Raw genomic sequence first — 25,649 nt, 5'->3', positions numbered from 1 at the left:
CCGCGTTCGGACGGCAGGTGGTGCGCCCGTTCGCAAGTCGTGCCATGTGCGTCCGAGCCGTAGCTGGGCCGGGTGCCCGCCGGACCTTGCCGGCGGGCGACGGCCTCAGGTGAGCATGAGCCCGTGCAGGGCCAGCCACGCCTGGGGATCCACGCGCTGCCCGTTCTGGACGATCTCGAAATGCAGGTGCGGCCCGGTGGAATCGCCGCGGTTGCCGATGCGGGCGATCTGCATGCCCGCCGGGACGCGTTCGCCCGCGGAGACGAAGAAGTCGTACATGTGGCCGTAGATGGAGATGGTGCCGTCATCGTGCCGAATGCGCACCCACAGGCCGAAGCCCTGGGCCGGGCCGGCTTCGATGACGGTGCCCGCGGCGACCGCGTAGATGGGTGAGCCGAGCGGCCCGGCGATGTCGATGCCCGCGTGGAAGGTGCCCCAGCGCGGTCCGAAGCCGGAGGTGAACATGCCCTGGGCGGGGAGGGCGAAATTGCCGACGCCGGGCAGCACGAAGGTGCCGGGCGCGGTGGTGGTCATCCAGTCCTGATGTTCCCCGGCCACGGCGGCCGCGGCTTCGGCCTTGGCGCGTTCCAGGGTGGCGCGGGCGGCGGCGGCCACCACCGCCCCTTCGCGCAGTTTCTCGCCGTTGTTGATGGCGTCGAGATAGCGCTTGGCCGATTCCGCTGGCGTCTGCACCTGAATCGGATGCGCGCTCGGAACACGCAGCGCCGTACCGGGTTCCAGGGGCGCGTCGGTGGGGAACCGGCCCAGGGCGCCGTCCGCTCCCACGAACACGACCACCGCGACCAGCCCGGCGATCAGCACCCGATGTCCGACGGCCCAGTCCCTGGCGATCGGCGCCTGCCGTCGCGCCTCGTCCCGCCCCCGCGCGAGCAGCTCGGCCGCCTCGGCTCTCGACCGCGGTCGCCGCCCCCAGAATTCGAGCGCTCTGTCTCGCACCGCGGGCGCTCGCCCGCGCGCCCACGCCACCCCCGAGGCTCCCGCCCGCGCGGCCCGGGCGACCCGCTCCCGCGCCGGAATGTCCGAGTCGCCGTGCAGCGGTAGTCGTAGCCCGGGCGTGTAGCTGTCCGGTATCGCCCGCCGCACCGTGTCCGCTTCGGGCACTGGCGCTTCGGGCTCGGACGGCCGCGCCGTGCTGCTCGAGCCGGTCCGCGCCGGGCGTAGCCGCCGGAATCCGCGACCGGCCCCACGGGCCGCCGCCGACCTGTGGACGTCCAGCCCCGGAGCCGCGGTCGATCTGCCGACACCTGTTCCACCGCCGGGTGAGGACTCGCTCTGGTCCTCGGCAATGAATGACAATTCGCCGTCGGCCTCGCGTACGGATGGCAACTCGCCACCGGTTCGTGCCTTGCCGTCCGGTGCCTCCGCGCCTTCGGCCCGGGGTGCACTCCCGGCCGCGCGGCCGCCGCGCCACCGGACGAGCCCGCGTCTGCGCGCGGTCTCGGTTCTCGATCTTCCGGCGGGCGTGTGCGACTCGTCGCCTCCGGGTCTCGCCGTGTCTTCCGCGCCGCCCCCGGGTCTGCCGGGGCTCGGCTCGGGTGTCGAGGTGGGGTGCTCGGCCGCGGTGTAGGCGAACGGGTGGGCTGCCGCCGAGTCTTCCTCGGTGGCCGCTCCCCCCGGCACGCGTCCCTCCTCAGCCATTCACACGCCTATTACCGGACAGTGGGGAGAGCGAGTGCTCTACCGTCTGTCGGGTGCGTATCGAATCTCGGCGGTCGGCCATCCCACCTTTCTACGTCATGGATGTCTGGAAGGCAGCAGCTGAACGGGCGCGTACACACGGAGATGTGCTGGTATTGGCGGCCGGGCAGCCGTCCACGCCCGCGCCGCGCCCGGTGTTGCGGGCCACGAAGGCGGCGATGGACGCCGAGTTGCTCGGCTACACCGAGACTTTCGGCATTCTGTCGCTGCGCGAGGCGATCGCCGCGCATCACCGGAGTGTCTACGGCATCGAAGTGGACGCCGATGACGTCGTGGTGACCACCGGTTCCTCCGGCGCGTTCACCCTGATCTTCCTGGCGGCTTTCGATCTGGGCGACACCGTGGTGGTGGCCCGGCCCGGCTACCCGGCCTACCGCAACACCCTCACCGCGCTGGGCTGCCGGGTGGTGGAGCTCGATTGCGGTCCGGAGACCCGTTTCCAGCCGACCGTCGCCATGCTCGAGGCGCTGCCCGAGCCGCCGGCCGGCCTGATCGTGGCGAGCCCGGCCAATCCGACCGGCACCATGATCGATCCGAGCGAGCTGGCCGCGCTGGCCCGCTGGTGCGACGAGCACGGCACGCTGCTCATCTCCGACGAGATCTATCACGGCATCGCGTACGACACCGAGTCGCCGGGGGCCGAGCCGACGTCCTCGGCGTGGGAGACCTCGCGCGAATCCATTGTCATCGGCTCGGTCTCGAAGTATTTCTCCATGACCGGTTGGCGGCTGGGCTGGATGCTGGTGCCCGCGGGTCTGCGCCCGGCGTTGCAGCGGCTGGCCTCGAATATGACGGTGTGCCCGCCCGCTATCTCCCAGTACGCGGCGGTGCACGCGTTCGGCGCGGAGGCGAAAGCCGAATTGGACGGGCATGTCGCGCGGTACGCGGCGAATCGCCAGTTGCTGCTCTCGGGGCTGCCGAAACTCGGCATCACCGATCTCGCGCCCGCCGACGGCGCCTTCTACGCGTACGCCGATATCGCGCACCTGACCGATGATTCGATGCGCTGGTGCACCGAGGTGCTGGACGCGACCGGGGTGGCGCTGGCGCCGGGCATCGACTTCGACACTGTCAATGGGTCTCACACCGTGCGGTTCTCGTTCGCGGGCGCGAGTGCCGATATCGAGGAAGCACTGGACCGGTTGGAACGGTATCTCGCCTGATTCCCCAGTCGAATCGCCCAGGGAATTGGAATCACCACAGATCGCACAGATTCGGCACAGATGAACCGATGATGACTGGCACGATTGCACCGTGACCACTGCGACGACTCCGAAAGGCGAGAAGCGTCGCCAAGCGTTGGTATGTGCCGCCGCCGAGCTACTACTCGAGGGCGGCTTCGAGGCGGTGCGGCACCGCTCGGTAGCGACGCGGGCGGAGTTGCCGCTGGCTTCGACCACCTACTACTTCGAGTCCCTCGAGGATTTGATCGCGCGCGCGGTCGAATTCTCCGGCAATGCCGAATTGGAGGCCATGCGCCGCCGGGTCGGCGAGGTGACCCATCGCCGGCGCGGCGCGGAAGCCACGGTCGATCTGGTGCTGGACCTGTTGGTCGGCCCGGAGCACAACGACGACGATGCCCGCGGCCAGCTGATCGCCCGCTACGAACGAACCGTGGCCTCGGCCCGGCATCCCGAGCTACGCGAGGTCCAGTTCCGACTACGCGCCCAGCTCGACGAGCTATTGGCCGACGTCCTACGCCGCTCCGACCGCCTGGTCCGCCCCGAGCAAACCCGCAGACTCGTCGCGGTGGTGGACGGGGCCGTGGTGACCGCCCTCGGCGAGCCCGACCCCCAACCCCGCCGCATGGCCCGCGGCGCCCTGCTGGAAGTGATAGACGTCGTCGCCCCGCCCGCCTAGCCGCGTGTCGGCAGCCCGCTCGCGAGTGCGACGCCATCACCCGGAAGATGCACCCGCCCGAACGATTCGCACGCCGGTGGTTCGCGGCCGTCTCGTTCTGGACTGAGTGGAGCGGGGGAGCGAAGCGGAGGAGCGGAGGGAGGGAAGAACGAGACTTCGGGGCCGCGAACCCGCCCGTAGCGAAGCGGAGGGCAGATTAGACACAGCCCCGCGAACCCGCCGGAGCGAAGTGCAGGCAAAATAGACTCCGTGACCTTTGTGCCGAACGTTCTTGCTACCCGTTACGCCTCTCCGCAGCTCGTGCAGCTGTGGTCGCCCGAGTACAAGATCGTGCTCGAGCGCAAGCTGTGGCTCGAGGTGCTGCGCGCCCAGGCCGAACTGGGCGTGGACGTTCCGGACGGTGTCGTCGAGGATTACGAGCGGGTCATCGACCAGGTCGACCTGAAGTCCATCGCCGACCGTGAGCGCGTCACCCGGCACGACGTGAAGGCGCGGATCGAGGAGTTCAACGCCCTCGCCGGGCACGAGCACGTGCACAAGGGCATGACCTCGCGCGACCTCACCGAGAATGTCGAGCAGCTGCAGATCCGGCTCTCGCTCGAGCACGTGTACGCGCACGGCGTCGCGGTCGCCGCCCGGCTGGGTGAGCGGGCCGCGCAGTACCAGTCGCTGGTCATGGCCGGTCGTTCGCACAACGTGGCCGCGCAGGCCACCACCCTGGGCAAGCGGTTCGCCTCGGCCGCCGACGAGGTGCTCATCGCGCTGACCCGGATCCAGGAACTCCTCGACCGGTACCCGCTGCGCGGTATCAAGGGCCCGATGGGCACCGCGCAGGACATGCTGGACCTGTTCGACGGCGATGCCGCCAAGCTGGCGCAGCTGGAGCAGAAGGTCGCCACCCACCTCGGTTTCAAGAACGTGCTCACCAGCGTCGGCCAGGTGTACCCGCGCTCGCTGGACCACGACGTGGTCTCGGCGCTGGTGCAGATCGGCGCGGGCCCTTCGTCTTTCGCGCACACCATTCGCCTGATGGCCGGCAACGAGCTCGTCACCGAGGGCTTCCAGAAGGGGCAGGTCGGTTCCTCGGCCATGCCGCACAAGATGAACTCGCGCTCGGCCGAGCGCGTCAACGGCCTGCAGGTGATCCTGCGCGGCTACGGGTCCATGGCCGCCGAGCTCGCGGGCGCGCAGTGGAACGAGGGCGACGTGTTCTGCTCGGTGGTGCGCCGCGTCGCGCTGCCGGACGCCTTCTTCGCCGTCGACGGCATGATGGAGACCTTCCTGACCATCCTGGCCGAATTCGGCGCGTACCCCGCGGTCATCGATCGCGAGCTCGAGCGCTACCTGCCGTTCCTGGCCACCACCCGCCTGCTGATCGCCGCGGTCCGGGCCGGGGTCGGCCGGGAGACCGCGCACGAGGTCATCAAGGAGCACGCCGTCGCGGTGGCCCTGGACATGCGCGAGCAGGGCCGCGAGCCCGATCTGCTGGATCGCCTGGCCGCCGACGACCGCATGCCGCTGGACCGCGCCGGCCTCGACGCTGCCCTCGCCGACCGCTCGGCGTTCATCGGCGCGGCCGAGGCGCAGACCGCGGCGGTCATCGCCCAGGTCGAGAAGCTGGTCGCGGACAATCCGGAGGCGGCGCGGTACACGCCCGGCGCGATCCTCTAGAGCGAGCGCTGTCGCGGCCCGGTTCCCTGGGAACCGGGCCGCGTCGTATCCGCGGGGTGGCCGGGCCGGCGGCGAAGGCGGCCGCCCGATCAGTCGAGGTTCTCGTATTCGGTAGTGCCCGAGCATGTCTCGTGTCAGCCTCGCCGACAAGCGGTGCGGCGCGAGCCCGACCGGCGCGTATGGCACGCTCCCAGCATGGATCCGTACACGATTTTCGCCGACATCGTCGCCGGTCGCGCACCCTCGAGCAAGGTCTACGAGGACTCGGATGTGGTGGCGTTCATGGACATTCGCCCCTTCACCCCCGGGCACCTGCTGGTCATTCCGAAGGTCCCCGCGCGCAGTCTGGCCGAGTTGGACCCGGAGGTCGGCGGCAAGCTGTTCCGGGTGGGGCAGCAGCTGGCCGCGGCGCTGCGCGAATCCGAGGTGGGCGCGGACGGGGTGAACTTCTTCCTGGCCGACGGCGTGACCGCGGGACAGGAGGTTTTCCACGTCCACCTGCATGTGATTCCCCGCACCCCCGGTGACGGCTTCGGGCTGCGCGGGCGACCCACCTCGCCGCCGCGGGCGGACCTGGATTACCTGGCCGGATCCATCCGCGGGGCAGTACAGCGAAACGCTGACATTTAATAGCTGAATCGCATTACCATATGTGAGCTACGCGGTTTGCCAGGGACACGCGGAATCATGATTATTCCTCGCTATGCCCATCACTCGAGTTACGTTGGATAGCGCTTGTGATGGGCTGATGGAGGTGGGGCCATGCGTCGAAGAACCGTCGCCGCGGCAATTCTTACGGTTGCCTGCGGTTTGCTGAGTCCGGTTGCCATATCGCCGCCAGCGGCGAACGCGGCCCAGGTCGTCCGGGTGGACGAGCTGAATTCCACCCGCTCGGCCCTGTTCATCGATTCGCCCGCCATGGGCCGCGTCATTCAGGTGCAGGTATTGCATCCGGCCGGTGGCGGTTCCCGCGGCAGTTACTACCTGCTAGACGGTCTCGACCCCGGCGCGACCCAGTCCACCTGGACCCAGGCCACCGACGCCGAACCCTTCTTCCGCGGCAAGAACGTCAACGTGGTGCTGCCGATGGGCGGCCAGGCCAGCTACTACACCGACTGGATCAGCGATGATCCCCGCTTCGGCCGGTATCGCTGGGAAACCTTTCTGACGCAGGAACTTCCGCCGATCGTCGACGACTACTTCAGTGGCAACGGCGTGAACGCCATCGGCGGGCTCTCGATGGGCGGCAACGCCGCCTTCACCCTCGCGGTGCGTCATCCCGAGATGTACACCGCCGTAGCCGGTTACAGCGCCTGCCCGGACACCACGATCGCGCAGGGGGCCACCATGTTCTCCATCGCCAATCGCGGTGGCAATCCGCTCAATATGTGGGGTCCGCCCGGCGATCCCGCCTGGGCGGAACACAATCCGGCGCTGCTCGCCGAGCGCCTGCGCGGCAAGACGATCTTCCTGTCCACCGGCACCGGTATCCCGGGCCCGCACGAGCTGGAGATCAAGCCGCAGCTGCCGGAGAACCTGTTCTTCGGCGGTCCCATCGAGGTCGGGGTGAACGCCTGTGTGAGTGCGTTCGCGTCCCGGCTGGCGCAGTTGAACATTCCCGCGCGGGTGGATTACAGCCCGGTGGGCACGCATTCGTGGTCGTACTGGCAGGACACCTTGCACGCGTCCTGGCCGACCATCGGCGGTGCGCTGGGAGCCTAGGCTCCCAGCGGCCGCGAATCGGGACGAATCAGGCGGTGGGACGGTTGAATTCGCCGTCCTTGGCCCCGGCCACGAAGGCTTTCCACTCGCCCGGGGTGAAGATCAGCACCGGTCCGTCCGGATTGCGAGAATCGCGCAGACCGATGTTTCCGCTTGCCAGGAAGGCGATTTCGACGCCCTCGGTGCGATCGTCGCTGCGCCGCCATACGACGTCCGGCTCGATCTCGCGGTTCTTGGCTTCCACCTGCGGGGCCCCCTACCTGGCTGCGGGTACTGGTCGGTGATGTAGATCGCACTCATGATGCCAGTGTTTGCGGAGCTGTCGGATCGGATATTCCATTCTGTGTCCGCGAAAGGAGGTATGTGGTGCGTACGTCTTGGTCACACCAGCGCGCTGCCCCCATCTCCGACAGCTGTGATGTCGTCCCGGAACGGTTCACGGTGGAGATGGCACAGAGCATTCTGGGGATTCACCAATCCTGCCCCACCGATCAGTGCGCCCGCCGAAAATCGGCGGTCTTCTACCTCTACGAGCACCGCGAACTGCGCCGCTGACCCCGCCGGGACACCGGCTCAGCGGCGGGCCACCCGCACCACCACGGCCAGCAACACCCCCACGGTCACCAGCAGCCCGGCCGCCAGCGCGGCCGAACCGGCGGGGAATCCCAGGAATTCGAGCGTTTCGGTGCGGTGTACGACCCGCCGGTAGTCCTTGTCCTCGGTGGCGGTGAGCGTGAAGTCCGAGGTGATCTCGGCAGGCTTCGGTATGACGACCGACAGTTCGGTCAGGTAGTCGCGGCCGTTCGCGGCGAGTTCCCGCAGCGCCGGGTCGTCGAGTTCGGTGACCCGCCCGGCGAATTCGACGTTCACCTGCTGTTTTCCACGATCCGGATCCGAGCGCTGGACCCGGTGCTCACCCAACACGTAGAGCCGCACGGTCTGGGCGCTCGTCGCGGCGGACGACATGCGCATGGGGTAGACGAGCCGGTCGGCGGGGAAACTCAGCCGTACCGGATCCAGGTCCCCGCTCAGCGTGGCGGTCCCGGTGAGCCGCATGGCCACGAACGACCAGCCCTCGGCCAGGTACGGGGCCATGGTCGCGACGACCTCGGCCCGCATCACATACCCGTTCTCGTCCAGCCACGCCTGGATGCCGGAGACGTCGCCCCCGGTGAGGGTGGTCGCCTCCAGCGGACCCAGTTGCACCCGGTCCAGCACCGTCGGCGCGGCCCGTCCCGGCGCGCCGCCCATCGAGCCGTCTGCGGTCTCCTCGAACCAGCGGTGTTTCGTCACCACCTCCGGCGCGGTGCGTTCGCGCAGCTCGGTGAACACCGCGGCGTCGGCCGCGGTGACGGTGGCCGGTGCGGGCGTGGGCACGATGAGCGCCGCGTGATCTCCGCCGCTCTGCAGTGCCAGTTGCATCACGATGGTTTCGGTCGTGCCGTCCCAGCCCAGCAGGGCGACCTCGTTGCCCACCGTCGCGGTCGCGCCGGCGGGTGCGGCCACCCCGCCGCAGGCGCAGGCGGAAGCCGGTGCGGCCAAGCCGATTCCGCCCGCGGTCACGATCATCGCCGCCACCGCGACCAGGCGCGCGGCCTTACTCGAGAACATGGCGGGGAGCCTAGTCAGGGGACCTTGCGGTTTCCTTGGACTCGAATGCGGGAGCGGGTGATGCGGGTCGGCGGTGGGGTGCGGGGGTGCACCACTAACGTGGACGCATGGCTTTGGACAGCAGCGACAGCGCGACCTCGAATCCCGGCGCGGCGGTGACCGCGCCGATCGCCAAGCGGGTCCCGACCCAGCGCGAGCACCACGGTGACGTGTTCATCGACGAGTACGAGTGGCTGCGGGACAAGGACAATCCCGAGGTCATCGAGTACCTGAAGGCCGAGAACGCCTACACCGACGCACAGACCGCGCATCTGGCGCCGTTGCGCGAGAAGATCTTCGCGGAGGTCAAGGCGCGCACGCAGGAGACCGACCTGTCGCTGCCGAGCCGCAAGGGCGAGTTCTGGTACTACTCGCGGACCTTCGAGGGCAAGCAGTACGCCGTGTCCTGCCGCTGCCCCATCGCGGGCCCGGACGACTGGACGCCGCCCGAGCTCGAGGTCGGCGTCGAGATCCCGGGCGAGCAGGTTCTGCTGGATCTGAACGAGCTGGCCGAGGGCCACGACTACTTCTCGCTGGGTGCGCACTCGGTGAATCACGCCGGTGATCTGCTGGCCTTCAGCACCGACTTCGAGGGCGACGAGCGGTACACGCTGCGGTTCAAGAACCTCGGGACCGGGGAAATCCTGCCCGACGAGATTCCCGGGACCGCGGGCGGCGCGACCTGGTCGGTCGACGGCACGCACGTGTTCTACGTGACCGTCGACGAGTCGTGGCGGCCGGACAGCGTGTGGCGGCACCGGCTCGGCACCGGCAAGGACGACGACGTCAAGGTGTACTTCGAGGCGGATCAGCGCTTCGGGGTCGGGGTCGGCAGCACCCGCTCCAAGAAGTTCCTGGTGATCGGCGTCGATTCCAAGCTGACCAGCGAGATGCTGATCCTGGAGTCGGACAACCCCGCGGGCGAGTTCCGGGTGCTGCTGCCGCGCCGCGAGGGCGTCTCCTACGCGGCCGAGCACGCGATCATCGGCGGTCAGGACAAGGCGCTGATCCTGCACAACGACGTGGTCGACGGGGTGAAGTCGGAGAACTTCCTGCTCGCCATCGCGCCGTGGGACGACCCGGAGAACCAGACGATCCTGATTCCGCACCGCAAGGAAGTTCGGCTCGAGGATGTCGACGCCTTCTCCGACAAGCTGGTGCTGAGCTACCGCCGCGAGGCGCTGCCGCGAGTCGCGGTGTGGCCGTTGACATCCGAGGGCGGCTTCGGCGAACTGACCGAGGTCGACTTCGGGCTGACGCTGTCCGCCTCGGGCCTGAGCGTCAACTCCGAATGGGAGACCCCGACCCTGCGGATGGGTGTGCAGTCCTTCATCACCCCCGCCCAGGTCTTCGACTACGTGCCCGGCACCGGCGAGCTGATCCTGCGCAAGGAACAGAAGGTGCTGGGCCACTACGATCCGGCCGAGTACGAGCAGCGCCGGGAATGGGCGGTCGCACAGGACGGCACCCGCGTGCCGATCTCGATCGTGCAGCGCAAGGACGTCCCGGCGGGCCCGAAACCGTTGCTGCTCTACGGCTACGGCTCCTACGAGTCCAGCATCGACGCGTACCTGTCGGTGGCGCGGCTCTCGCTGCTCGATCGCGGCATGGTGTTCGCGGTCGCGCACGTGCGTGGCGGCGGCGAGATGGGCCGGCTCTGGTACGACAACGGCAAGATGCTCACCAAGAAGAACACCTTCACCGACTTCGTCTCCTGCGCACGGCATCTCATCGATTCCGGGCTGACCGCGCCGGACCGGCTGATCGCCGACGGCGGCAGCGCGGGCGGGCTGCTCATGGGCGCGGTCGCGAACCTCGCGCCGGAGCTGTTCAAGGGCATCCTCACCAACGTGCCGTTCGTCGATCCGCTGACCTCGATGCTGGACGCCTCGCTCCCGCTGACGGCCGCGGAATGGGAGGAGTGGGGAAACCCCTTGGACGACAAGGAGGTCTACGCCTACATGAAGTCCTACTCCCCGTACGAGAACGTCGAGGCCAAGGACTACCCGGCGATCCTGGCCATGACCGGTCTGAACGACACCCGCGTGCTGTACGTCGAGCCGGCCAAATGGGTGTCGGCCCTGCGGGCCACCAAGACCGGTGATTCGCAGCTGCTGCTCAAGACCGACATGACCTCCGGGCACGGCGGCCCCAGCGGCCGGTACGAGCAGTGGAAGGAAATCGCCTTCGAGTGGGCGTGGGTGCTGGACACCGTGGGGCTCGGCGAGGTCGAGCCGGCCGGTGCGGAGGCTGCCGCCGCGAGCTGATCCCGGTTCCGAACGGCGCGAAGGGGTTTGCGGATTTCGATCCGCAAACCCCTTCGGCTCTACCGAGATTCGATGCGTGGTTCCGGTATCCCGATGCCTGCGGGATTACCCCGCCCGGCCTCGAAGAGCAGATCCACGGCCTGGCGGCGCGCCGTGCGCCGAGCTTCTTTGAAGCCGGGCGGGTATCCCGACGCCGGCGGATAACCCCGCGACCGGGCCCGCGCGGTTCGTGTCGAGCCTCGGTGCTGTCGCTCGCCGCCGCTCCGCGGGCTGCATCCGGGACGGCCGCGTTACCTCACTTGCCTTTACCCTTTCCCGGCGTGGGCTTGCTGCCCGGCTTCGGCTTGGCAGCGGCCGTCTTCGACTTCGCCGCCGCCGACTTCGGTTTCGCGGCAGCCGGTTTCGCCGCTGCGGCCTTCGACTTCGCCGTGCCCCCGGACGATTCCGGCAGCACGTGCAGCGCGGGTGTGCGTGGCAGCGGGACCGCGGCGTGGGCGCTGTGCGTGAAGCCGCCCGCCTCCGCGCTGGTCAGCGAGGTCGCCATGGGGTGCGCCCGGAGCTGGGTGAGGCAGCGGGCGACGTCGGCCAGCAGCAGATCGGCCATATCGACGGTGAAGCCGTGCCGGATGACCGCGCGCATGATGGTCTCGTCGCCGCGGTCGGCGGGCAGGGGATAGGCGGCGATCAGCCAGCCGCGCGAACGCAGCCGATCGGACAGGTCGTACAGGTTGAAGACCTGCTCGCCGCGCAGCCGCCAGCACACCGCGGTGATGCCGCGCAGCGGATCACCGTCGTGGATCAGCTGGAAGGGGCCGATGCGGTCCAGCCCGGCCGCGAGATGCCGTGCGACACCGTAGATCGACTCCTGCAACCGGGTGTAGCCGGTGCGGCCCAGGCGGATGAACTCGTAGTACTGGGTGATGACCTGACCGCCGGGGCGGGAGAAGTTCAGGTTGAAGGTGGCCATGCTGCCGCCGAGGTAGTCGACGTTGAAGATGAGTTCCTTGGGCAGATCCGCAGGGGTGCGCCACATGGCCCAGCCCGCGCCCAGCGGCGCGAGTCCCGTCTTGTGGCCCGAGGCGTTGATGGACCGCACGCGCGGCAACCGGAAGTCCCACACCAGATCCGGTGCGGCGAAGGGCGCGAGGAAGCCGCCGCTGGCCGCGTCCACGTGCAGCGGGATGTCCAGGCCGGTCTTGCGCTCCAGCGCGTCCAGGGCCTTGCTGATGCCGGCGACGTCCTCGAACAGTCCGGTGAAGGTCTGCCCGAACGTGGCGACGACCATGATGGTGTTCTCGTCGCAGAAGGCCGCCACGTCCTCGGGATGCATGGTGAGCCGGTCGCCGCGCAGCGGGATCTGGCGGATCTCCACGTCGAAGTAGCGGGCGAACTTCTCCCAGCACACCTGGACCGGGCCGCACACGAAATTGGGGGTGCCGGTGCCGCCGCGTTTGCGCCAGCGGGTCTTGGCGGCGAGGCCGCCGAGCATGGCGGCTTCGCTGGAGCCGGTGGTGGAGGTGCCGAGGGTGGCGGCCGGGTCGGGTGCGTGCCACAGGTCGGCGATCATCCGCACGCAGCGCTTCTCGAGTTCGGCGGTCTGCGGGTACTCGTCCTTGTCGACGATGTTCTTGTCGAGGGACTCGTCCATCAGTCGTCTGGCCTGGTCGTCGATCCAGGTGGTGCAGAAGGTGGCCAGGTTCATCCGCGAGACGCCGTCGAGCAGCAGTTCGCCGTGCACGACCTCGTAGGCGACCTGCGCGGCCATTTCCCGGTCCGGGAATCCGTGTTTGGGCGCGGTTCTGCTCAGCCCCGGCAGCGCGAACAGATCGTCGGGTTCCGGTGTGCCGCTCATTCGACCTCCAGTTTTCGCGTGAAACTGCTGGTTTTCCTCGACTGCCGAATGCTCATCGCCCACTGCGAAATTCGTTGTGGAATGTCCCGTTTCGCCGTCAAGTGATGGTTGCTGAACGATTACTATTCAGCGCTATGGACTATGAGAATGTCATAGAACAGGTGCTGTCGGTGACAGCGCCACACGTCGGGGAGGGTGCGGTCCCGGACTACATTCCCGGGCTGGCCTCGGTCGATCCCCGGCAGTTCGCGATCAGCGTGGCGACGGTCGACGGCCGGGAGTTCCACGGCGGCGACCATGCCGTTCCCTTTGCTATCGAAAGTATTTCCAAGGTCTTCGCTTTGGCGCTGGTGCTCGCGCGCAAGAACACCGGCATCTGGAAGCGGGTGCGGCGTGAGCCCTCCGGGATGCCGTTCAACGATCTGATCGAGCTGGAACTGGAGCGGGGTCTCCCGCGCAATCCGTATATCGACCCCGGCGCCATTGTGGTAGCGGATCAATTGCTCGCCGATACCGGCGATGGGTTGGCCGCGCTGCGGGAACTGCTGCGCGCCGAGACCGGGAACACGACGCTCGAAGTCGACAGCGTCATCGCCGAATCCGAACTCGGCGCCGGGGATCGCAATCGGGCCATGGGCTATCTGATGGCCAGTTTCGGCAACATGCGGTGCCGGGTGGACGAGGCGCTGGATCACTACTTCCGGCAGTGCTCGTTCACGCTCACCTGTGCCGAGCTGGCGCGGGCGGGCCTGCTCGTGGCCCGGCACGGGGTGCGCGCGGACGGCAGCCGGCTGCTCGACCCCGAACCCGCCCGGCACATCACCGCGCTCATGGCGACCTGCGGAACCTATGACGCGGCAGGGGAATTCGCGTACGAGGTCGGGCTGCCGTGCAAGAGCGGGGTGGGCGGGGGGATTCTGGCGGTGGTGCCGGAGGTGTGTTCGGTGGCGGTGTGGGGGCCGGGGCTGGACGCGAAGGGGAATTCGGTGACGGGCGGGATCGCGCTGCGGGAGTTCGCGACGGCGTCCAAGCTCTCGGTGTTCTGAGCCGTGTTCTGAGCCCGGCGTCCGGACCCGCCGGGCGCGCGGATGCGGCGGTCGGCGCGCGGATGGACGAAAATGCCGGGATGACCGACGATTCCCGTACCGCCGCCCTGCGCGCGGCGGCCCGCGGCCTGATGCCGCGGGCGAAAAACGATCTGACCGAGCTCGTTTCGTTCCGGTCCGTCTACGACGCGCGGCAGTTCCCCGTCGAGGAATGCGAACGGGCTGCGCGGTGGGTCGCGGACGCCTTCGCCGCCGAGGGGCTCACCGATGTGGGCCTGCACGAAACCCCCGACGGCAGTAAGGCCGTCATCGCCCGCTACCCGGCGCCGGCCGGTGCGCCGACGGTGCTGCTGTACTGCCACTACGACGTGCAGCCGCCGGTCGACGAGGCCGCCTGGGATACCCCGGTCTGGGAGCTGACCGACCGCGACGGTCGCTGGTACGGCCGCGGCAGCGCCGACTGCAAGGGCAACATCGTCATGCTGCTGACCGCGCTGCGCGCCCTGCGCGAGGTGCACGGCGACGGGTACCCCGTGGGCCTGATCCTGGTGTCGGAGGGTTCCGAGGAACAGGGCACCGGCGGCCTGGAGGAGTTCGTCCCCGGCAACGCCGACCTCCTGCGCGCCGACACCCTGTTGATCTGCGACTGCGGCAATTTCGCGGTGGGCGTGCCGACCCTGACCGAAACCCTGCGCGGGAACGTGAATCTCGTGCTCACCGTCGAAACCCTGGCGAGCTCCATGCATTCCGGGATGTTCGGCGGCGCGGCCCCCGACGCCCTGGCCGCCCTGATCCACCTGCTGTCGACCCTGCGCGACGCCGACGGCAACACCACCGTCGCGGGCCTGGCCAACGATCAGACCTGGGACGGGGTCCAGTACCCGGACGCCCAGTTCCGTTCGGACGCGGGCGTTCTCGACGGCGTCGACATCGTGGGCTCGGGCACCGTCTCCGACATGCTCTGGGCCCGCCCCGCCCTGACCGTCCTCGGCATGGACGTCCCGCCCGTGGTGGGCTCCGCAGCGGCGGTCCAGGCGAAGGCCGCGGCCCGGGTCAACCTCCGCATCCCCCCGGGCACGGATCCGGAGTCCGCCCTGAAGGCGCTGACCGCCCATTTGGAAGCCAACGTCCCCTGGCACGCCAAACTCACGATCACCCCGGAAGCGACGGGCGCTCCGTTCCGCTCGGCCGCCGGCGGCCCCGCCCGCACGGCCCTGGAATCAGCCTTGGCCGTGGCCTACGACCGCCCGTCGACAACCCAGGGCCAGGGCGGCTCGATCCCCCTATGCAACGTCTTCGCCGCCACCTATCCCGACTCCGAGATCCTCCTGCTTGGCGTGGAGGAGCCGACCTGCCTGATCCACGCCCCCAACGAGAGTGTCGACCCGTCGGAGATAGAGAACCTGGCCCTGTCGGTGGCCCTGTTCCTGTCCTCCTACGCCTGAGCCCGACTACAGCGAGGCCAGCAGGGGCTTGGCGAACATCGCGACCACCAGCGCGAGGATGGAGCACAGCACCGCGTATTTCGCGGGCTCCTCCTTGCGTCGGTGGCCGAACCCGGCGATGTAGAGCGCGGGAATCCACAGCAGCGGGACCGACACCACCGCGGCGGCGCTGAGGAGGAACGACAGCGCGGACAGCAACGGCAACGGAGTTCGCTTCGGTCGGTCGGCTGTCAGGTCGTCCGGGTCGAACGGCAAATCCTCGCGCACAAACGCCACGCGGCCACCTTATCCACAGTCATCCACCGACTCCTGTGGATTTAGTTGCTGCCATGGGTATTACCGCAACTCCATACCGAAGACGAGCCGGTCCTGGCCCGGGCCGCTGTAGTCCGGCACGAGTTCGGTACCGAACCCGAGGCTGCGGTGAAAGGCGATCGAGCCTGCATTGGCGGGGGAGGTAATGGCTTTGAGGCGAGCGGCGCCCTGTCGGCGGGCCGCGTCGGCGAACGCGGCGTAGAGGCGGCGGCCCAGGCCGGTGCCGCGGGCGTCGTCGCGGGTGGCGATCAAGTGCGCGTAGGCGGTGGCGGCGGGGGTCACGAAGCCGAGTACGTAGCCGTGTATTTCGTTGTCGCACACCGCGACCAAGCTGGTCTCGGGGAACTCGCGGACGAGGACCGGTAGGTGTTGGGCGCGGAGGTCCCGGTCGCCCCAGTACCGGGGTTGGTCTGCGAGCAGTTCGTGTAGGTCCTGAATGCTTGCGCGCCTGATCAGTTCAGTGGATGTCATCGGTGGTGGCCCGCTGTCGGCCAGTCTGTTCGGGCGGCGCGGGCGTGGCACGGCAGGGTCTGTGCGGCGGCGAAGTAGATCGGATCGGTAGCCGACCGGGCGGTGGGTGCGTGGATCGAGACCTTCGTGATGATCTCGCCGAGCGGGGCTTGCCGGCGCGCTGGGTGGGACATGGTGGGAATCGTATGCGGATCGCGGATGGGGAGCGTTTCGAAGTTGGTGCGGGCTTCGGAGATAGGCGGGCGCTGCGTCTCGAAACATTCAGGTGGGTGTGAGGGGATTGTTAATCGATGCCGAGTCTGAAAAGTGTTGTATCACAATCGAATTGAGCTATATCTGCTAGCTATTGAGGCGTAGAATGGAGGTATGAATTCGGGAGGGGAATCCACAGCCGCGCAGGGTGCACTCGCACTCGGTGCCGCGGCGGAAACCCTGCTCGAAGCACCCCTGTATTCGATGAGTGATGACGAGGTCATCGAACTCATGCAGGACATCGAAACCATCACACGCCAACTCGATGCCGCGAAACAACGACTCGTGCTCGAATGCGGCACACGGAACCTGCCCGCGCGGGCGGGAGTGAAGAGCCCGGTCCGGTTTCTGCAAGAGACACTGCGACTTTCCCACGGTGACGCCGCGGCACGGGTGCGGAATACCGAACTGCTGTCGGCGTTGTCGGAGGGTACGTTCGAGCGGCCGCCGGTGTTGCCGTTGGTCGCCCAAGCGCAGCGGGCCGGGGAGATCTCCCTCGACCACATTCGGGCTATTCACGAGGTGATCAAGCAGATCCCCGCCGGCGCGGACGCGGAAGCGAAAGACTTCGTCGAGCGGAACCTGACGGTGTACGCGCGCCAGGGGGATCCGGCGGGGATCACCACGCTCGGTGTTCGGGTGTTGTTGCACATCGATCCCGATGGGTCCTTGACCGAGCATCGGGATCAGCAGATGCGGCGGGGGTTCACGATCGGGCATCCACGTGCGGACGGGATGGCTCCGGTGTCGGGGTGGGTGACCCCGCAGTTCCAAGCGGTAGTCTCCCCGGTGCTCGAGAAGCTCGCCCGCCCCGGCATGTGCAACCCCGACGATCCCGAGAGCCCGTGGAGTGCTGCCGAACTCGGCATCGATACCGACGCTGACGACGGCACCGGAACCGACGGCACCGATTCCAGCGCGGAGGCCGCGGACACCGTCGATTCCTCGATGAGCACGGACGAGCAAGCCCGCGCCGCAGCCCGCGCCGCGCTGCGAGCAGCGGCCACACGCGATCACCGCACCGCCGCCCAACGCAATCATGACGCGGTGATCGCGTTCCTGCGCCCGGACATGGGACCGACCAGGCTCGGGAACCACCGTGGACTGCCGGTCTCGACCGTGATCACGATGAGCATCAACGACCTCGAACAGCGCACCGGCAAAGCGACCACCGCCACCGGCGGCACCCTTTCGATCCGGGACGCGGTCGAACTCGCCGCCAACGCCACTCCGTACCTGGTCATCATCGACGCCGACGGCCGACCACTGCACTTCGCACGCGGAGAACGCCTCGCCACCCCGGAACAGCGCCTGGCGCTCACCGCCGTCGAACGCGGCTGCACCCGCCCCGGATGTGATGCCCCAGCGACCCGCTCGGCCGTGCACCACATCAAGGAATGGGCCGATGGCGGCGAAACCGACATCGAGAACCTGACCTTCGCGTGCGATGCCTGCCATGCCCAGGTCAACTCTGGCCCGAACGGCTGGAAAACGATAGTCATGCCCGAAGATTCGGAGCATCCGGGCAAAACAGGGTGGATACCACCACCGCATATCGACCCGGCTCGCAGACCTCGGGTGAATTTCCGTCATCACCCGCAAGTGCGAGGTCCCTCGGGGATCCCGGGTATCCCGGCGCGGCGACTCTGCTAACACGCAGCGCGACGCCGAAAGTCCAAAGCCAAGAACAAGAAACGGCCATCGGTATTCACTCCAGTGGCCGACGTAGCCCCGAACCCACACGCACTCTTCGCGTTCCAGCGGGGTTCGGGAGAACAAGCACGAACAACGAGGCAGTGCTGGTCACTTCGCCTGCCGTACCCTACTTCGGCTCCCCAGCTGGGAGCCGACTCGCCCTCCCGGCCTGGCTGGATGGCCGTGGGAACCTTCTCGAGACTTACAAACACAAGATCCGTCATTGCTTGAATGCTGGTACTGCCTCTGGTGGTGATTGTGGTGAGCGGTAATCGATTCGAGGCGTGCTCGTACCCCCGCCGGTGGTCGATCACGTTTATCGGCCCGGTAGGGCTGGTACCGCCGTCGAGGCTCCCAACCGGCCCCGGCTGGTATTCCGTTATCCAGGCTGCTCTACCTCGGCAGGGCTGGAACCGCCGCCCTGCCTCTCCGACCGGTCCCCGCTGGTACTCGTCATCCAGGCTGCTGTTCCTGCGGTAGGCCACCCAACCGCAGCTGGACGCCCGAACTGCACAACGCTGGTTCTCGTTATCCAGTCGTCTCTCAACGCAACCAGGGCCCCACGCTCCGATTGTCCGAGACCAGGCCACGCATCCACGCCCCCCGATCAGCCAGGTACAGCCGAATCCGCAGCTAAGAATCGAACCCGCATTCCCCGGACTCAGCCCCGATCGAACCGCCCACTCCGCACAGCGGCGGTGAACACATCCCAAGCTCCCGCCTCGAACACAAGAACAGGACTCCCCGCCCCGAGCTTCGAATCACGCAGGGCGACGATGCCATCGAGGTGAGCGGCCTCCACACACTCGCCGCCGGAACTGCTGCTGTACGAGCTCTTGAACCAGTTGGCCGTGAACGGATCGATCATTGCGCGCCGTACTCCTTGGCTATCGACAGGATGAACTGCCTAGATGTGTCTCGATCCCACGCTATACGGGCAATCTCCGCGAAAGTGTCGCGATACCGCTGCACTTCGGTGGCGCGTTCCAAGTAGAGGTCGCCGGTGAGGCACTCGACGAAAACCACTGGCGGCTCGATCATTCCGGTGGCAGCGAGCTTCGGGAACTCCAGCAGCGTGAAGGATTCCACGAGTGATCCGCGATGCGCGGAGGCGGTGAAGGGCACGACTCGGATGGAGAGATTCGGGCGCTCCGACGCTGCTGCAAGACTGTTCAACTGATCTTCCATCACGCCGGGGCCGCCGACCTGGTCACGAAGTACGCACTCCCACAACAGTATGTCCATCGTGAAATCGGGGTCGTGCACGCGATTCTGTCGGCTGGAGTTCATCTCAACCCGCTTGTCCACTTGTGCACTAGGCATATTCGGAGATTCGGTCCATGCGATCGTCCTGCGATACGCCCGCGTCTGGAGCAAGCCGGGAACAAGTCGGTTGCGCCAGATCGACAGCTTCCGCGCGGCTTCCTCCAGTCCGAGTAGATGATCGAACCCGGTGTTCAGTTCGTCGGCGTAGGCACGCCACCAGCCGCCACCCGATTTCTGGGTGGCGCGGACCTCCTGCGCCAGTTCCAAGATGGCGCTTCGCTCGTCCGCGGTGGCTTCGTAGCCATCGCACAGAACGTTCATATAGAGATCCGAGACCTTGGTCGGCAGACCGTCTTCCAACCGCCCGATCGTTTGCGGTGAAACACCAATGAGCTTTCCGCCCTGGGATTGAAAGAGACCCTTCGCTTCTCGAAGTCGTTTCAGTTCTCGTCCCAATGCTCTTCGCGCGAGGGTGGATCCAGTCAACATCTCGTTAGCCTCACTATCGGATGTATCGAATTTTGGATGTCTCCGCCACGGGGCTGTGGAATCTGGGCGCGCCCGTGCGGGAATTATCGCACTTCTGCGGAGAGGAAGGAACTTTGGAGATTCCAAAACGTAGCTGCAAGCGTCTACTTGTGACTAGCTGATGGGCGGAAGCTGTGGACAGTCCATCGGGTTCGGTCGTCAACCGAGGGATGAACCATGGCTACCAGGCACGATCCGCCGGACTATCCGGTCATGAATCTTGATGTGGCAGTTGGTGGACAGCGAGCGCACGCCGTTTGCGACGCGGAAATATGCGCGGCCAAGAGATATTTCGATCGGCTCGTTCCCCGATTGCGGCGGGCAGCTGGAATGGCAGAGGGGGAATTGTGAACAGCTTCGTGTTTGTCGGATTGGTTGCGGTGTTCGCGGCGGTCCTGATCGCCTGTGGATATCTGTTCATGGGTGGGGATGATTGTGCGGCAGCGCATTACGCCGGGTTCGGCTCGATCACCGTTGCCGAGATCGGGCGGCGGCTGGCGGCCGAGTCGAGCGCCGATCGTGTTGGCGGGCAGGCGAATATGTGGCTCTCGGCGTGGTCGCACTCCGCGCCGGAGGGCGTACTGACCGCCGCGCAGGCGCATGACGTCATGCGCCTGCACCGCGAATGTCAGATGCGGGGCTGTGCGCGCAAGCGGGCTGCCTATTGGGCGCTGGTGGATGCGGGGCGGGTGCGGCCGGATGTGCGGGCCGAGCGGTGGGGGAGCGGCGGTTAGTTGGCCGGCCGGGGCTTCCGCGTCGCTGCACTCGGTGTGACTCTCACCCGCCGAGCTTGACAGTCACCGAATCGGCTCGGCAGGCAAAACCTTCACCGGTAGGCGGTTCTAGAACTCGGTCTGGTCCTCCGGCTCGATCAGTTTGAATTCCGTTCCGGCGGGGCCCATTTCGCTGAGGCGGCCCATGTAGATGCCCTGTGCCGCCGGTTCGATGATTCCGTAGTGGATCGGGAAGGCCGTCCGGGGATTCACCGCGCGCAGGTAGTCCACCGCCTCGCTGATCCGCATCCACGGGGCGGCCGCCGGGATAGCCAGCACGCCCACCGGCACCGGGGGCACCCAGAGCGAATCGCCGGGATGCACCAGCTGCGCGGGATCGTCGGGGGTGCCCAGTTGGAACACCGTGTTGTCGATGACCGGGATCTCCGGGTGGATCACCGCGTGCCGTCCACCGCCGCCGGTGACCTGTACCTCGCCGACCTTCAGGACGTTCCCCGCGTGCACCGCCTCCCACGGCTCCCCGCGCTGCTGCGCGGTCTGCGGATCCGAGAGCAGGCGCGCCTGGGGATTGGCGTCGATCAGCGCCTCGATCCGGGCCGGGTCGATGTGATCGGGATGCTGATGCGTGATCGCAATGGCGTCCAGCCCGGTGATGCCTTCGAACCCGTGCGAGAGATTGCCGGGGTCGAACAGGATCTTCGCGCCGTTCAGCTCCACCAGAATGCAAGAGTGTCCGAAATGGGCAATGTGCATGGATGGAACGGTAGTCCGCCCGGGACGGCCTGCGCCATGCGACGCGATCCCTTCCGCACACCACCCCGGGTGCACCAGCATCGGAACCCGCCCCCGCGCCCGCCGAGATGCGCGCCTCCCGCCCGCTGTGGCGCGCGCCACGTGCGGTCCACCCGGCGGTGAGTGCCCAGCCCCCGCCAACTACCCTGGTCAGCGAAACCCCCGCTCGGTCGCCCGGTGCTCAGCACTGCGCTCCGGGCCCGCCCCACCAGCTGAGGAGCAACGCGTGGCACGTGTCGTGGTCGAGGTGATGCCGAAGGCCGAGATCCTGGATCCGCAGGGTCAGGCGATTGTCGGCGCGCTGGGGCGCCTGGGACACCCGGGAATCTCGGAAGTGCGGCAGGGCAAGCGATTCGAACTCGATGTGGCTGACGATGTGAGCGACAGCGAGCTCGAGCAGATCGCCGAATCGCTGCTCGCCAACACCGTCATCGAGGACTGGAAGGTCGTCCGGCTGTGACCGCTCGCATCGGTGTCATCACCTTCCCGGGCACCCTGGACGATGTGGACGCCGCTCGCGCGGCCAAGCTCGCCGGGGCCGAGGCCGTCAGCCTCTGGCACGGCGACGCCGATCTGAAGGGCGTCGACGCGGTCATCGTGCCCGGCGGCTTCTCCTACGGCGACTACCTGCGCACCGGCGCCATCGCCCGGTTCGCGCCGGTCATGGAAGAGGTCATCAAGGCCGCCGGACAGGGCCTGCCGGTGCTCGGCATCTGCAACGGTTTCCAGATCCTGTGCGAGGCCGGCCTGCTGCCGGGCGTGCTGACCCGCAACGAGGGCCTGCACTTCATCTGCCGCGATGAATGGCTGACCGTGGAATCCGCGGACACCGCGTGGACTTCCCGCTACGAGCCGGGCGCGCAGATCCTGATTCCGCTCAAGTCCGGTGAGGGCCGCTACCAGGCGTCCGCCGCCGTGCTCGACGAACTCGAGGGTGAAGGCCGCGTCGTGTTCCGCTACTCCAGCGACAATCCGAACGGTTCGCAGCGCGGCATCGCGGGCATCAGCTCGGCCAACGGTCGCATCGTGGGGCTCATGCCGCACCCCGAGCATTCCACCGAGGCGCTGACCGGTCCGTCCGATGACGGTCTGGGCATGTTCCTCTCGGTGCTGGACGCGCTCGTCAAGGCGTAATCCACCGCGCGGCACAAAACTTCGGAGAGCCCGTATCGCCCGGCGATACGGGCTCTTCGCCGTCCAGGTGCAACACGACGGGTCTTTTTGTACAGACACCGTTTTCGGGGTTAAACGGATAATTCGGACATAGTTTCTCGGGAACGGCATTGCGCGCCGAAGCACCATTCCCGAACGCTGTTCTCCGAATCCCGCAATACCGAACGGTTCAGGCGCAGATTCGGTCGAGAATCTCGAAGCGCACGCCTTCGGCGCGTGCGATATACCCCGGCAGCACCACTTGATTACCGTCGAAACCAATACGCCCCGAAGGGGTTTCGAGCACCGCCCCCTCGACGGCCGCGTGCAGTCGCCGCACGTCCAGGGAACCGGCCGCGGTCACCATGGCGGCCAGGGTGCGAATCGCCTCGTACTCGGTGTTGCTGAAGTTGGTGAGCGCGGGCGCGAACTCCCCGTGCAGTCGCCGGTACCCTGCCAGGCGCTCGCGCCCGCCCGGCCCGTTGACGAAGAAACTGGACGGAACGTAGAGGTTCCGGTTGGCGTGCCGTCCGCCCGCGAGCAGCACGTTGTCGTCCACCGCGGGACTCACCCGCAACAGTCGCAGATCGCGCCCGGTGCGCGCGAATTGCCGGTTGAAGCGCGCCACATCCGCTCCGACCAGCAGCACGATGACACCGTCCACTCGATCCAGCACCGGATCGGTCAGGAAGTCCTCGAAATCGCGGGTGCCCAACGGCACGAACATCTCCAGCGGCACCGTGCGCTCGAGCGCCGCCGCTCCGCGCTCGCCCAGCTCGGCGCGTACCGCGTCGGCCGTGCGCCGCGGCCACACGTAGTCGTTGCCGATGATCGCCCAGCGCCGCGCGCCGAGTTCGCGCCGCAACCAGCGCAGCGCGGGCAGGATCTGCCGGCCCGGATCGGAGCCGACCATGAACAGCCCCGGCGGTGGATCGCGGTCCGTGCCCTCGTGATCGGTGGCGAACAGGTACGGCACGCGCCCGGCGGTCACCCTGGCCACCGCCGTGCGCACCGCCGAGGTGTGCCAGCCCGTCACCGCGTGCACCATTCCGGTGGCCAGCAGTGCGGAAACCTCGCGCGCCACTTCCTGCGGTTCGCGGCCGCCGTCGATGTGCGTGGCGCGCAATTCCCGGCCGAGAATTCCTGCCCCACTGTTGATTTCTTGCACCGCCAGGGAAATGGCGGCCTCGCACGAGGGCGCGAAGATACCTCCGGGTCCCTGCTGCGGCACTATGTTCAGGATCTCGATACAGTTCTCGGGGCTCCCGCAGAACGAGGTCATCGGATACCCTTCCCCTCGTTCAGTGAATTTGACGGGCGGGAATTATGGCGACAATTCTAGGTGGCATTTCCACACTGCACGGCACGCTGCGTGCAGCGGAGCGCAGTTGGCTTCGTCACCTCGACGCCGCACTGTGTGCCAGGCGGCTCACCGCCGATCAATGGTGCATGCTGACCAACCTCTCCAGTGACTCCGGCATCACCATGAGCGAACTGGCCGCCCGCACGCAACTTCCGCCGTCCTCGGCCACCCGGCACGCCGATCATCTGGCCGAGCGCGGGCTCATCTTCCGCGTCGCCGCCGCCGATGACCGCCGCCGCATTCTGATCGGCCTGAGCCGGCGCGGGGTCGAACTGGTGGAAGAGGTGCGCGTGGAGGAGGAGCACGCCGAGGGCGCGCTGCGCCGGCACCTGGGTGGTGAGGACTACCTCGAGCTGGTGCGCCTGCTGGAGCGGGTCGCCGAGGTCTCGCAACCGCTCTAGCGAAAACGGTTCGCGAAATCCGGTAATTCACAGCCGAATCCGTTCGCCACACCGTGCGGGCGTGTCGATACCCCGTCCGTGGGCGGAAACTGAACCGATAATGCTTAGGATCGCAGGCATGCCCGTTGCCGAGACCACCGCGACCGCCGCCGGACTGTGCGAATTCATCGACGCCTCCCCGTCGCCGTTTCATGTGTGCCGCACCGTCGCCGCAGAACTCGATGATCACGGCTTCACCCAGCTCTCGGAATCGGCGCCCTGGCCCTCCAGCAGTTCGGGCCGTTTCTATGTGGTGCGCAGTGGCTCCCTGGTCGCCTGGGCCGACGGCGGATCGGGCGCGCCCAGCGGATTCCGCAGCGGACAGGCCACGCCCTTCCGCGTCGTCGGCGCCCACACCGACAGCCCCAACCTGCGCGTCAAACAGCATCCCGACACCGCGGTCGCGGGCTGGCAGATGGTCGGACTCGAACCGTACGGCGGGGCCTGGCTCAATTCCTGGCTCGACCGCGATCTCGGCATTTCCGGCCGGCTCTCCATTCGCGACGGAAACACGGTGCGCGAGAGGCTGATTCGCATCGACGAGCCCATCATGCGGGTGCCGCAGCTGGCCATCCACCTGTCCGAGGACCGGCGCGGAGTCACCCTGGACCCGCAGCGGCACGTGAACGCGGTGTGGGGCATCGGCGGCGAACCCCGCTCGTTCCTGGCCTTCATCGCCGAACGCTCCGGCATCGACGCGAGCGCGGTGCTGGGCTGGGAACTCATGACCCACGATCTGGTGCCGTCCAAGCTCATCGGCCGGGATCTGGATCTGGTCAGCGCGCCGCGCCTGGACAATCAGGGCACCTGCTACGCCGGGCTGCGCGCGTTCCTGGCCGCGGTGGATCAGCCCGGCGCGTCGGTGCCGGTGCTGGCCATGTTCGACCACGAGGAGGTCGGCAGCCAATCCGATCGCGGCGCGCAATCCGGGCTGCTGCCCACGGTGCTCGAACGCATCGTGCTCACCCGCGGCGGCGGGCGCGCGGAATACCTGGCCGCCATCGCCGGATCGGTCTGCGCTTCCGGCGACATGGCGCACGCGACCCACCCGAACTATCCGGATCGGCACGAACCCATGCACCGCATCGAGGTGAACGGCGGGCCGGTGCTCAAGGTCAATCAGAATCTGCGCTACGCCACCGACGCCGAGGGCGCGGGCGCGTTCGCGCTGGCCTGCGCCCAGGCCGACGTGCCGCTGCAGCGCTACGTGCACCGCGCCGATCTGCCCTGCGGCTCCACGATCGGTCCCATGACGGCAGCGCGCACCGGCATGCCGACCGTGGACGTGGGCGCGGCCCAGCTGGCCATGCACTCCGCCCGCGAAATGATGGGCGCGGCCGACGTGCCCGCCTACGCGGCCGCGCTCGCGGCGTTCCTCACGCCGGAAGCACAGAAGTAGCCCGATCCCG

The 25,649-nt window shown here is 67.7% G+C and carries 26 protein-coding genes; 15 read left to right on the top strand and 11 right to left on the bottom strand.

Annotated elements, in window-relative coordinates; genetic code table 11:
• Window positions 1-105 precede the first annotated feature (105 nt).
• Window positions 106-1,122, bottom strand: a complete 1,017-nt coding sequence (locus tag ABZ319_RS09460; RefSeq protein WP_354985881.1) for a M23 family metallopeptidase — start codon at window positions 1,120-1,122, stop codon at window positions 106-108.
• Between the two features lie 590 nt (window positions 1,123-1,712).
• On the opposite strand from ABZ319_RS09460, the gene ABZ319_RS09455 reads away from it, so the two are divergent.
• The 5 genes from ABZ319_RS09455 (at window position 1,713) to ABZ319_RS09435 (ending at window position 6,972) form a co-directional block, all read left to right on the top strand.
• Entirely contained in the window at window positions 1,713-2,882 is a 1,170-nt protein-coding gene (locus ABZ319_RS09455; RefSeq protein WP_354985880.1) for a pyridoxal phosphate-dependent aminotransferase, read from the top strand.
• A 91-nt stretch (window positions 2,883-2,973) separates the two neighbouring features.
• The gene (locus ABZ319_RS09450; protein ID WP_354985879.1) at window positions 2,974-3,579 is read left to right on the top strand and encodes a TetR family transcriptional regulator C-terminal domain-containing protein; all 606 of its coding nucleotides are present in this window, start codon (window positions 2,974-2,976) and stop codon (window positions 3,577-3,579) included.
• 249 nt (window positions 3,580-3,828) lie between these two features.
• Complete coding sequence (gene purB / locus ABZ319_RS09445; protein ID WP_354985878.1) at window positions 3,829-5,250, top strand: adenylosuccinate lyase; 1,422 nt, start codon at window positions 3,829-3,831, stop codon at window positions 5,248-5,250.
• A gap of 195 nt (window positions 5,251-5,445) precedes the next feature.
• Entirely contained in the window at window positions 5,446-5,880 is a 435-nt protein-coding gene (locus ABZ319_RS09440) for an HIT family protein (protein WP_354985877.1), read from the top strand.
• 132 nt (window positions 5,881-6,012) lie between these two features.
• Entirely contained in the window at window positions 6,013-6,972 is a 960-nt protein-coding gene (locus tag ABZ319_RS09435; protein ID WP_354985876.1) for an alpha/beta hydrolase family protein, read from the top strand.
• 28 nt (window positions 6,973-7,000) lie between these two features.
• Here the strand turns inward: ABZ319_RS09435 and ABZ319_RS09430 are convergent, their stop codons facing one another.
• The gene (locus ABZ319_RS09430) at window positions 7,001-7,195 is read right to left on the bottom strand and encodes a DUF397 domain-containing protein (RefSeq protein ID WP_354985895.1); all 195 of its coding nucleotides are present in this window, start codon (window positions 7,193-7,195) and stop codon (window positions 7,001-7,003) included.
• Between the two features lie 143 nt (window positions 7,196-7,338).
• On the opposite strand from ABZ319_RS09430, the gene ABZ319_RS09425 reads away from it, so the two are divergent.
• Window positions 7,339-7,527, top strand: a complete 189-nt coding sequence (locus ABZ319_RS09425) for a hypothetical protein (RefSeq protein WP_354985875.1) — start codon at window positions 7,339-7,341, stop codon at window positions 7,525-7,527.
• A gap of 18 nt (window positions 7,528-7,545) precedes the next feature.
• Here ABZ319_RS09425 and ABZ319_RS09420 read toward each other — a convergent pair whose 3' ends face one another.
• On the bottom strand, window positions 7,546-8,583 hold the full coding sequence (locus tag ABZ319_RS09420) for a DUF2330 domain-containing protein (RefSeq protein WP_354985874.1): 1,038 nt from the start codon (window positions 8,581-8,583) through the stop codon (window positions 7,546-7,548).
• Window positions 8,584-8,690: 107 nt separating this feature from the next.
• Between ABZ319_RS09420 and ABZ319_RS09415 the strand changes: the two genes are divergently transcribed.
• Entirely contained in the window at window positions 8,691-10,889 is a 2,199-nt protein-coding gene (locus ABZ319_RS09415; RefSeq protein WP_354985873.1) for a S9 family peptidase, read from the top strand.
• A gap of 295 nt (window positions 10,890-11,184) precedes the next feature.
• Here ABZ319_RS09415 and ABZ319_RS09410 read toward each other — a convergent pair whose 3' ends face one another.
• Window positions 11,185-12,741 (bottom strand): glutamate decarboxylase, encoded by a 1,557-nt coding sequence (locus tag ABZ319_RS09410; protein WP_354985872.1) that lies wholly within the window; start codon window positions 12,739-12,741, stop codon window positions 11,185-11,187.
• Window positions 12,742-12,875: 134 nt separating this feature from the next.
• On the opposite strand from ABZ319_RS09410, the gene ABZ319_RS09405 reads away from it, so the two are divergent.
• Both ABZ319_RS09405 and ABZ319_RS09400 read left to right on the top strand, forming a co-directional pair.
• Window positions 12,876-13,787 (top strand): glutaminase, encoded by a 912-nt coding sequence (locus ABZ319_RS09405; RefSeq protein ID WP_354985871.1) that lies wholly within the window; start codon window positions 12,876-12,878, stop codon window positions 13,785-13,787.
• Between the two features lie 80 nt (window positions 13,788-13,867).
• The gene (locus ABZ319_RS09400) at window positions 13,868-15,232 is read left to right on the top strand and encodes a dipeptidase (protein WP_354985870.1); all 1,365 of its coding nucleotides are present in this window, start codon (window positions 13,868-13,870) and stop codon (window positions 15,230-15,232) included.
• Between the two features lie 6 nt (window positions 15,233-15,238).
• Here ABZ319_RS09400 and ABZ319_RS09395 read toward each other — a convergent pair whose 3' ends face one another.
• The 3 genes from ABZ319_RS09395 to ABZ319_RS09385 are packed head-to-tail and all read right to left on the bottom strand — an operon-like array spanning window position 15,239 to window position 16,191.
• Entirely contained in the window at window positions 15,239-15,508 is a 270-nt protein-coding gene (locus tag ABZ319_RS09395; RefSeq protein ID WP_354985869.1) for a hypothetical protein, read from the bottom strand.
• 60 nt (window positions 15,509-15,568) lie between these two features.
• Window positions 15,569-16,018, bottom strand: a complete 450-nt coding sequence (locus tag ABZ319_RS09390; protein ID WP_354985868.1) for a GNAT family N-acetyltransferase — start codon at window positions 16,016-16,018, stop codon at window positions 15,569-15,571.
• Window positions 16,015-16,191, bottom strand: coding sequence for a hypothetical protein (locus ABZ319_RS09385; RefSeq protein ID WP_354985867.1), 177 nt, complete (start codon window positions 16,189-16,191; stop codon window positions 16,015-16,017). The genes ABZ319_RS09390 and ABZ319_RS09385 overlap by 4 nt, the downstream gene beginning before the upstream one ends.
• Before the next feature lie 193 nt (window positions 16,192-16,384).
• Between ABZ319_RS09385 and ABZ319_RS09380 the strand changes: the two genes are divergently transcribed.
• Window positions 16,385-17,923 carry a DUF222 domain-containing protein gene (locus ABZ319_RS09380; protein WP_354985866.1) on the top strand — a complete coding sequence of 513 codons (1,539 nt, stop codon included), beginning with the start codon at window positions 16,385-16,387 and terminating at the stop codon, window positions 17,921-17,923.
• A 703-nt stretch (window positions 17,924-18,626) separates the two neighbouring features.
• On the opposite strand, the gene ABZ319_RS09375 is transcribed toward ABZ319_RS09380, so the two are convergent.
• Together ABZ319_RS09375 and ABZ319_RS09370 are read right to left on the bottom strand one after the other, a co-directional pair.
• Window positions 18,627-18,833 carry a DUF397 domain-containing protein gene (locus tag ABZ319_RS09375; RefSeq protein ID WP_354985865.1) on the bottom strand — a complete coding sequence of 69 codons (207 nt, stop codon included), beginning with the start codon at window positions 18,831-18,833 and terminating at the stop codon, window positions 18,627-18,629.
• Window positions 18,830-19,720 carry a helix-turn-helix transcriptional regulator gene (locus ABZ319_RS09370; protein WP_354985864.1) on the bottom strand — a complete coding sequence of 297 codons (891 nt, stop codon included), beginning with the start codon at window positions 19,718-19,720 and terminating at the stop codon, window positions 18,830-18,832. Before ABZ319_RS09370 ends, ABZ319_RS09375 begins: the two co-directional genes overlap by 4 nt.
• Before the next feature lie 386 nt (window positions 19,721-20,106).
• Between ABZ319_RS09370 and ABZ319_RS09365 the strand changes: the two genes are divergently transcribed.
• Entirely contained in the window at window positions 20,107-20,493 is a 387-nt protein-coding gene (locus ABZ319_RS09365) for a hypothetical protein (protein WP_354985863.1), read from the top strand.
• A gap of 108 nt (window positions 20,494-20,601) precedes the next feature.
• Here the strand turns inward: ABZ319_RS09365 and ABZ319_RS09360 are convergent, their stop codons facing one another.
• The gene (locus tag ABZ319_RS09360; protein ID WP_354985862.1) at window positions 20,602-21,246 is read right to left on the bottom strand and encodes an MBL fold metallo-hydrolase; all 645 of its coding nucleotides are present in this window, start codon (window positions 21,244-21,246) and stop codon (window positions 20,602-20,604) included.
• A gap of 265 nt (window positions 21,247-21,511) precedes the next feature.
• On the opposite strand from ABZ319_RS09360, the gene purS reads away from it, so the two are divergent.
• Window positions 21,512-21,745, top strand: coding sequence for a phosphoribosylformylglycinamidine synthase subunit PurS (gene purS, locus ABZ319_RS09355; protein WP_354985861.1), 234 nt, complete (start codon window positions 21,512-21,514; stop codon window positions 21,743-21,745).
• Window positions 21,742-22,419: a phosphoribosylformylglycinamidine synthase subunit PurQ gene (purQ, locus tag ABZ319_RS09350; RefSeq protein ID WP_354985860.1), complete on the top strand. Its 678-nt coding sequence runs from the start codon at window positions 21,742-21,744 to the stop codon at window positions 22,417-22,419. Before purS ends, purQ begins: the two co-directional genes overlap by 4 nt.
• Window positions 22,420-22,627: 208 nt before the next feature.
• Here purQ and ABZ319_RS09345 read toward each other — a convergent pair whose 3' ends face one another.
• A complete protein-coding gene (locus tag ABZ319_RS09345) occupies window positions 22,628-23,719 on the bottom strand; it encodes a substrate-binding domain-containing protein (RefSeq protein ID WP_354985859.1) in 1,092 nt (363 codons plus the stop codon).
• Window positions 23,720-23,763: 44 nt separating this feature from the next.
• On the opposite strand from ABZ319_RS09345, the gene ABZ319_RS09340 reads away from it, so the two are divergent.
• Together ABZ319_RS09340 and ABZ319_RS09335 are read left to right on the top strand one after the other, a co-directional pair.
• Window positions 23,764-24,201 carry a MarR family transcriptional regulator gene (locus ABZ319_RS09340; protein WP_354985858.1) on the top strand — a complete coding sequence of 146 codons (438 nt, stop codon included), beginning with the start codon at window positions 23,764-23,766 and terminating at the stop codon, window positions 24,199-24,201.
• A gap of 118 nt (window positions 24,202-24,319) precedes the next feature.
• Entirely contained in the window at window positions 24,320-25,639 is a 1,320-nt protein-coding gene (locus ABZ319_RS09335) for a M18 family aminopeptidase (RefSeq protein ID WP_354985857.1), read from the top strand.
• The last annotated feature ends 10 nt before the right edge of the window (window positions 25,640-25,649 follow it).

It is taken from the genome of Nocardia sp. NPDC005978, assembly GCF_040614455.1.
GTDB lineage: Bacteria > Actinomycetota > Actinomycetes > Mycobacteriales > Mycobacteriaceae > Nocardia.
This window is presented reverse-complemented; position numbering and strand designations above follow the sequence as displayed.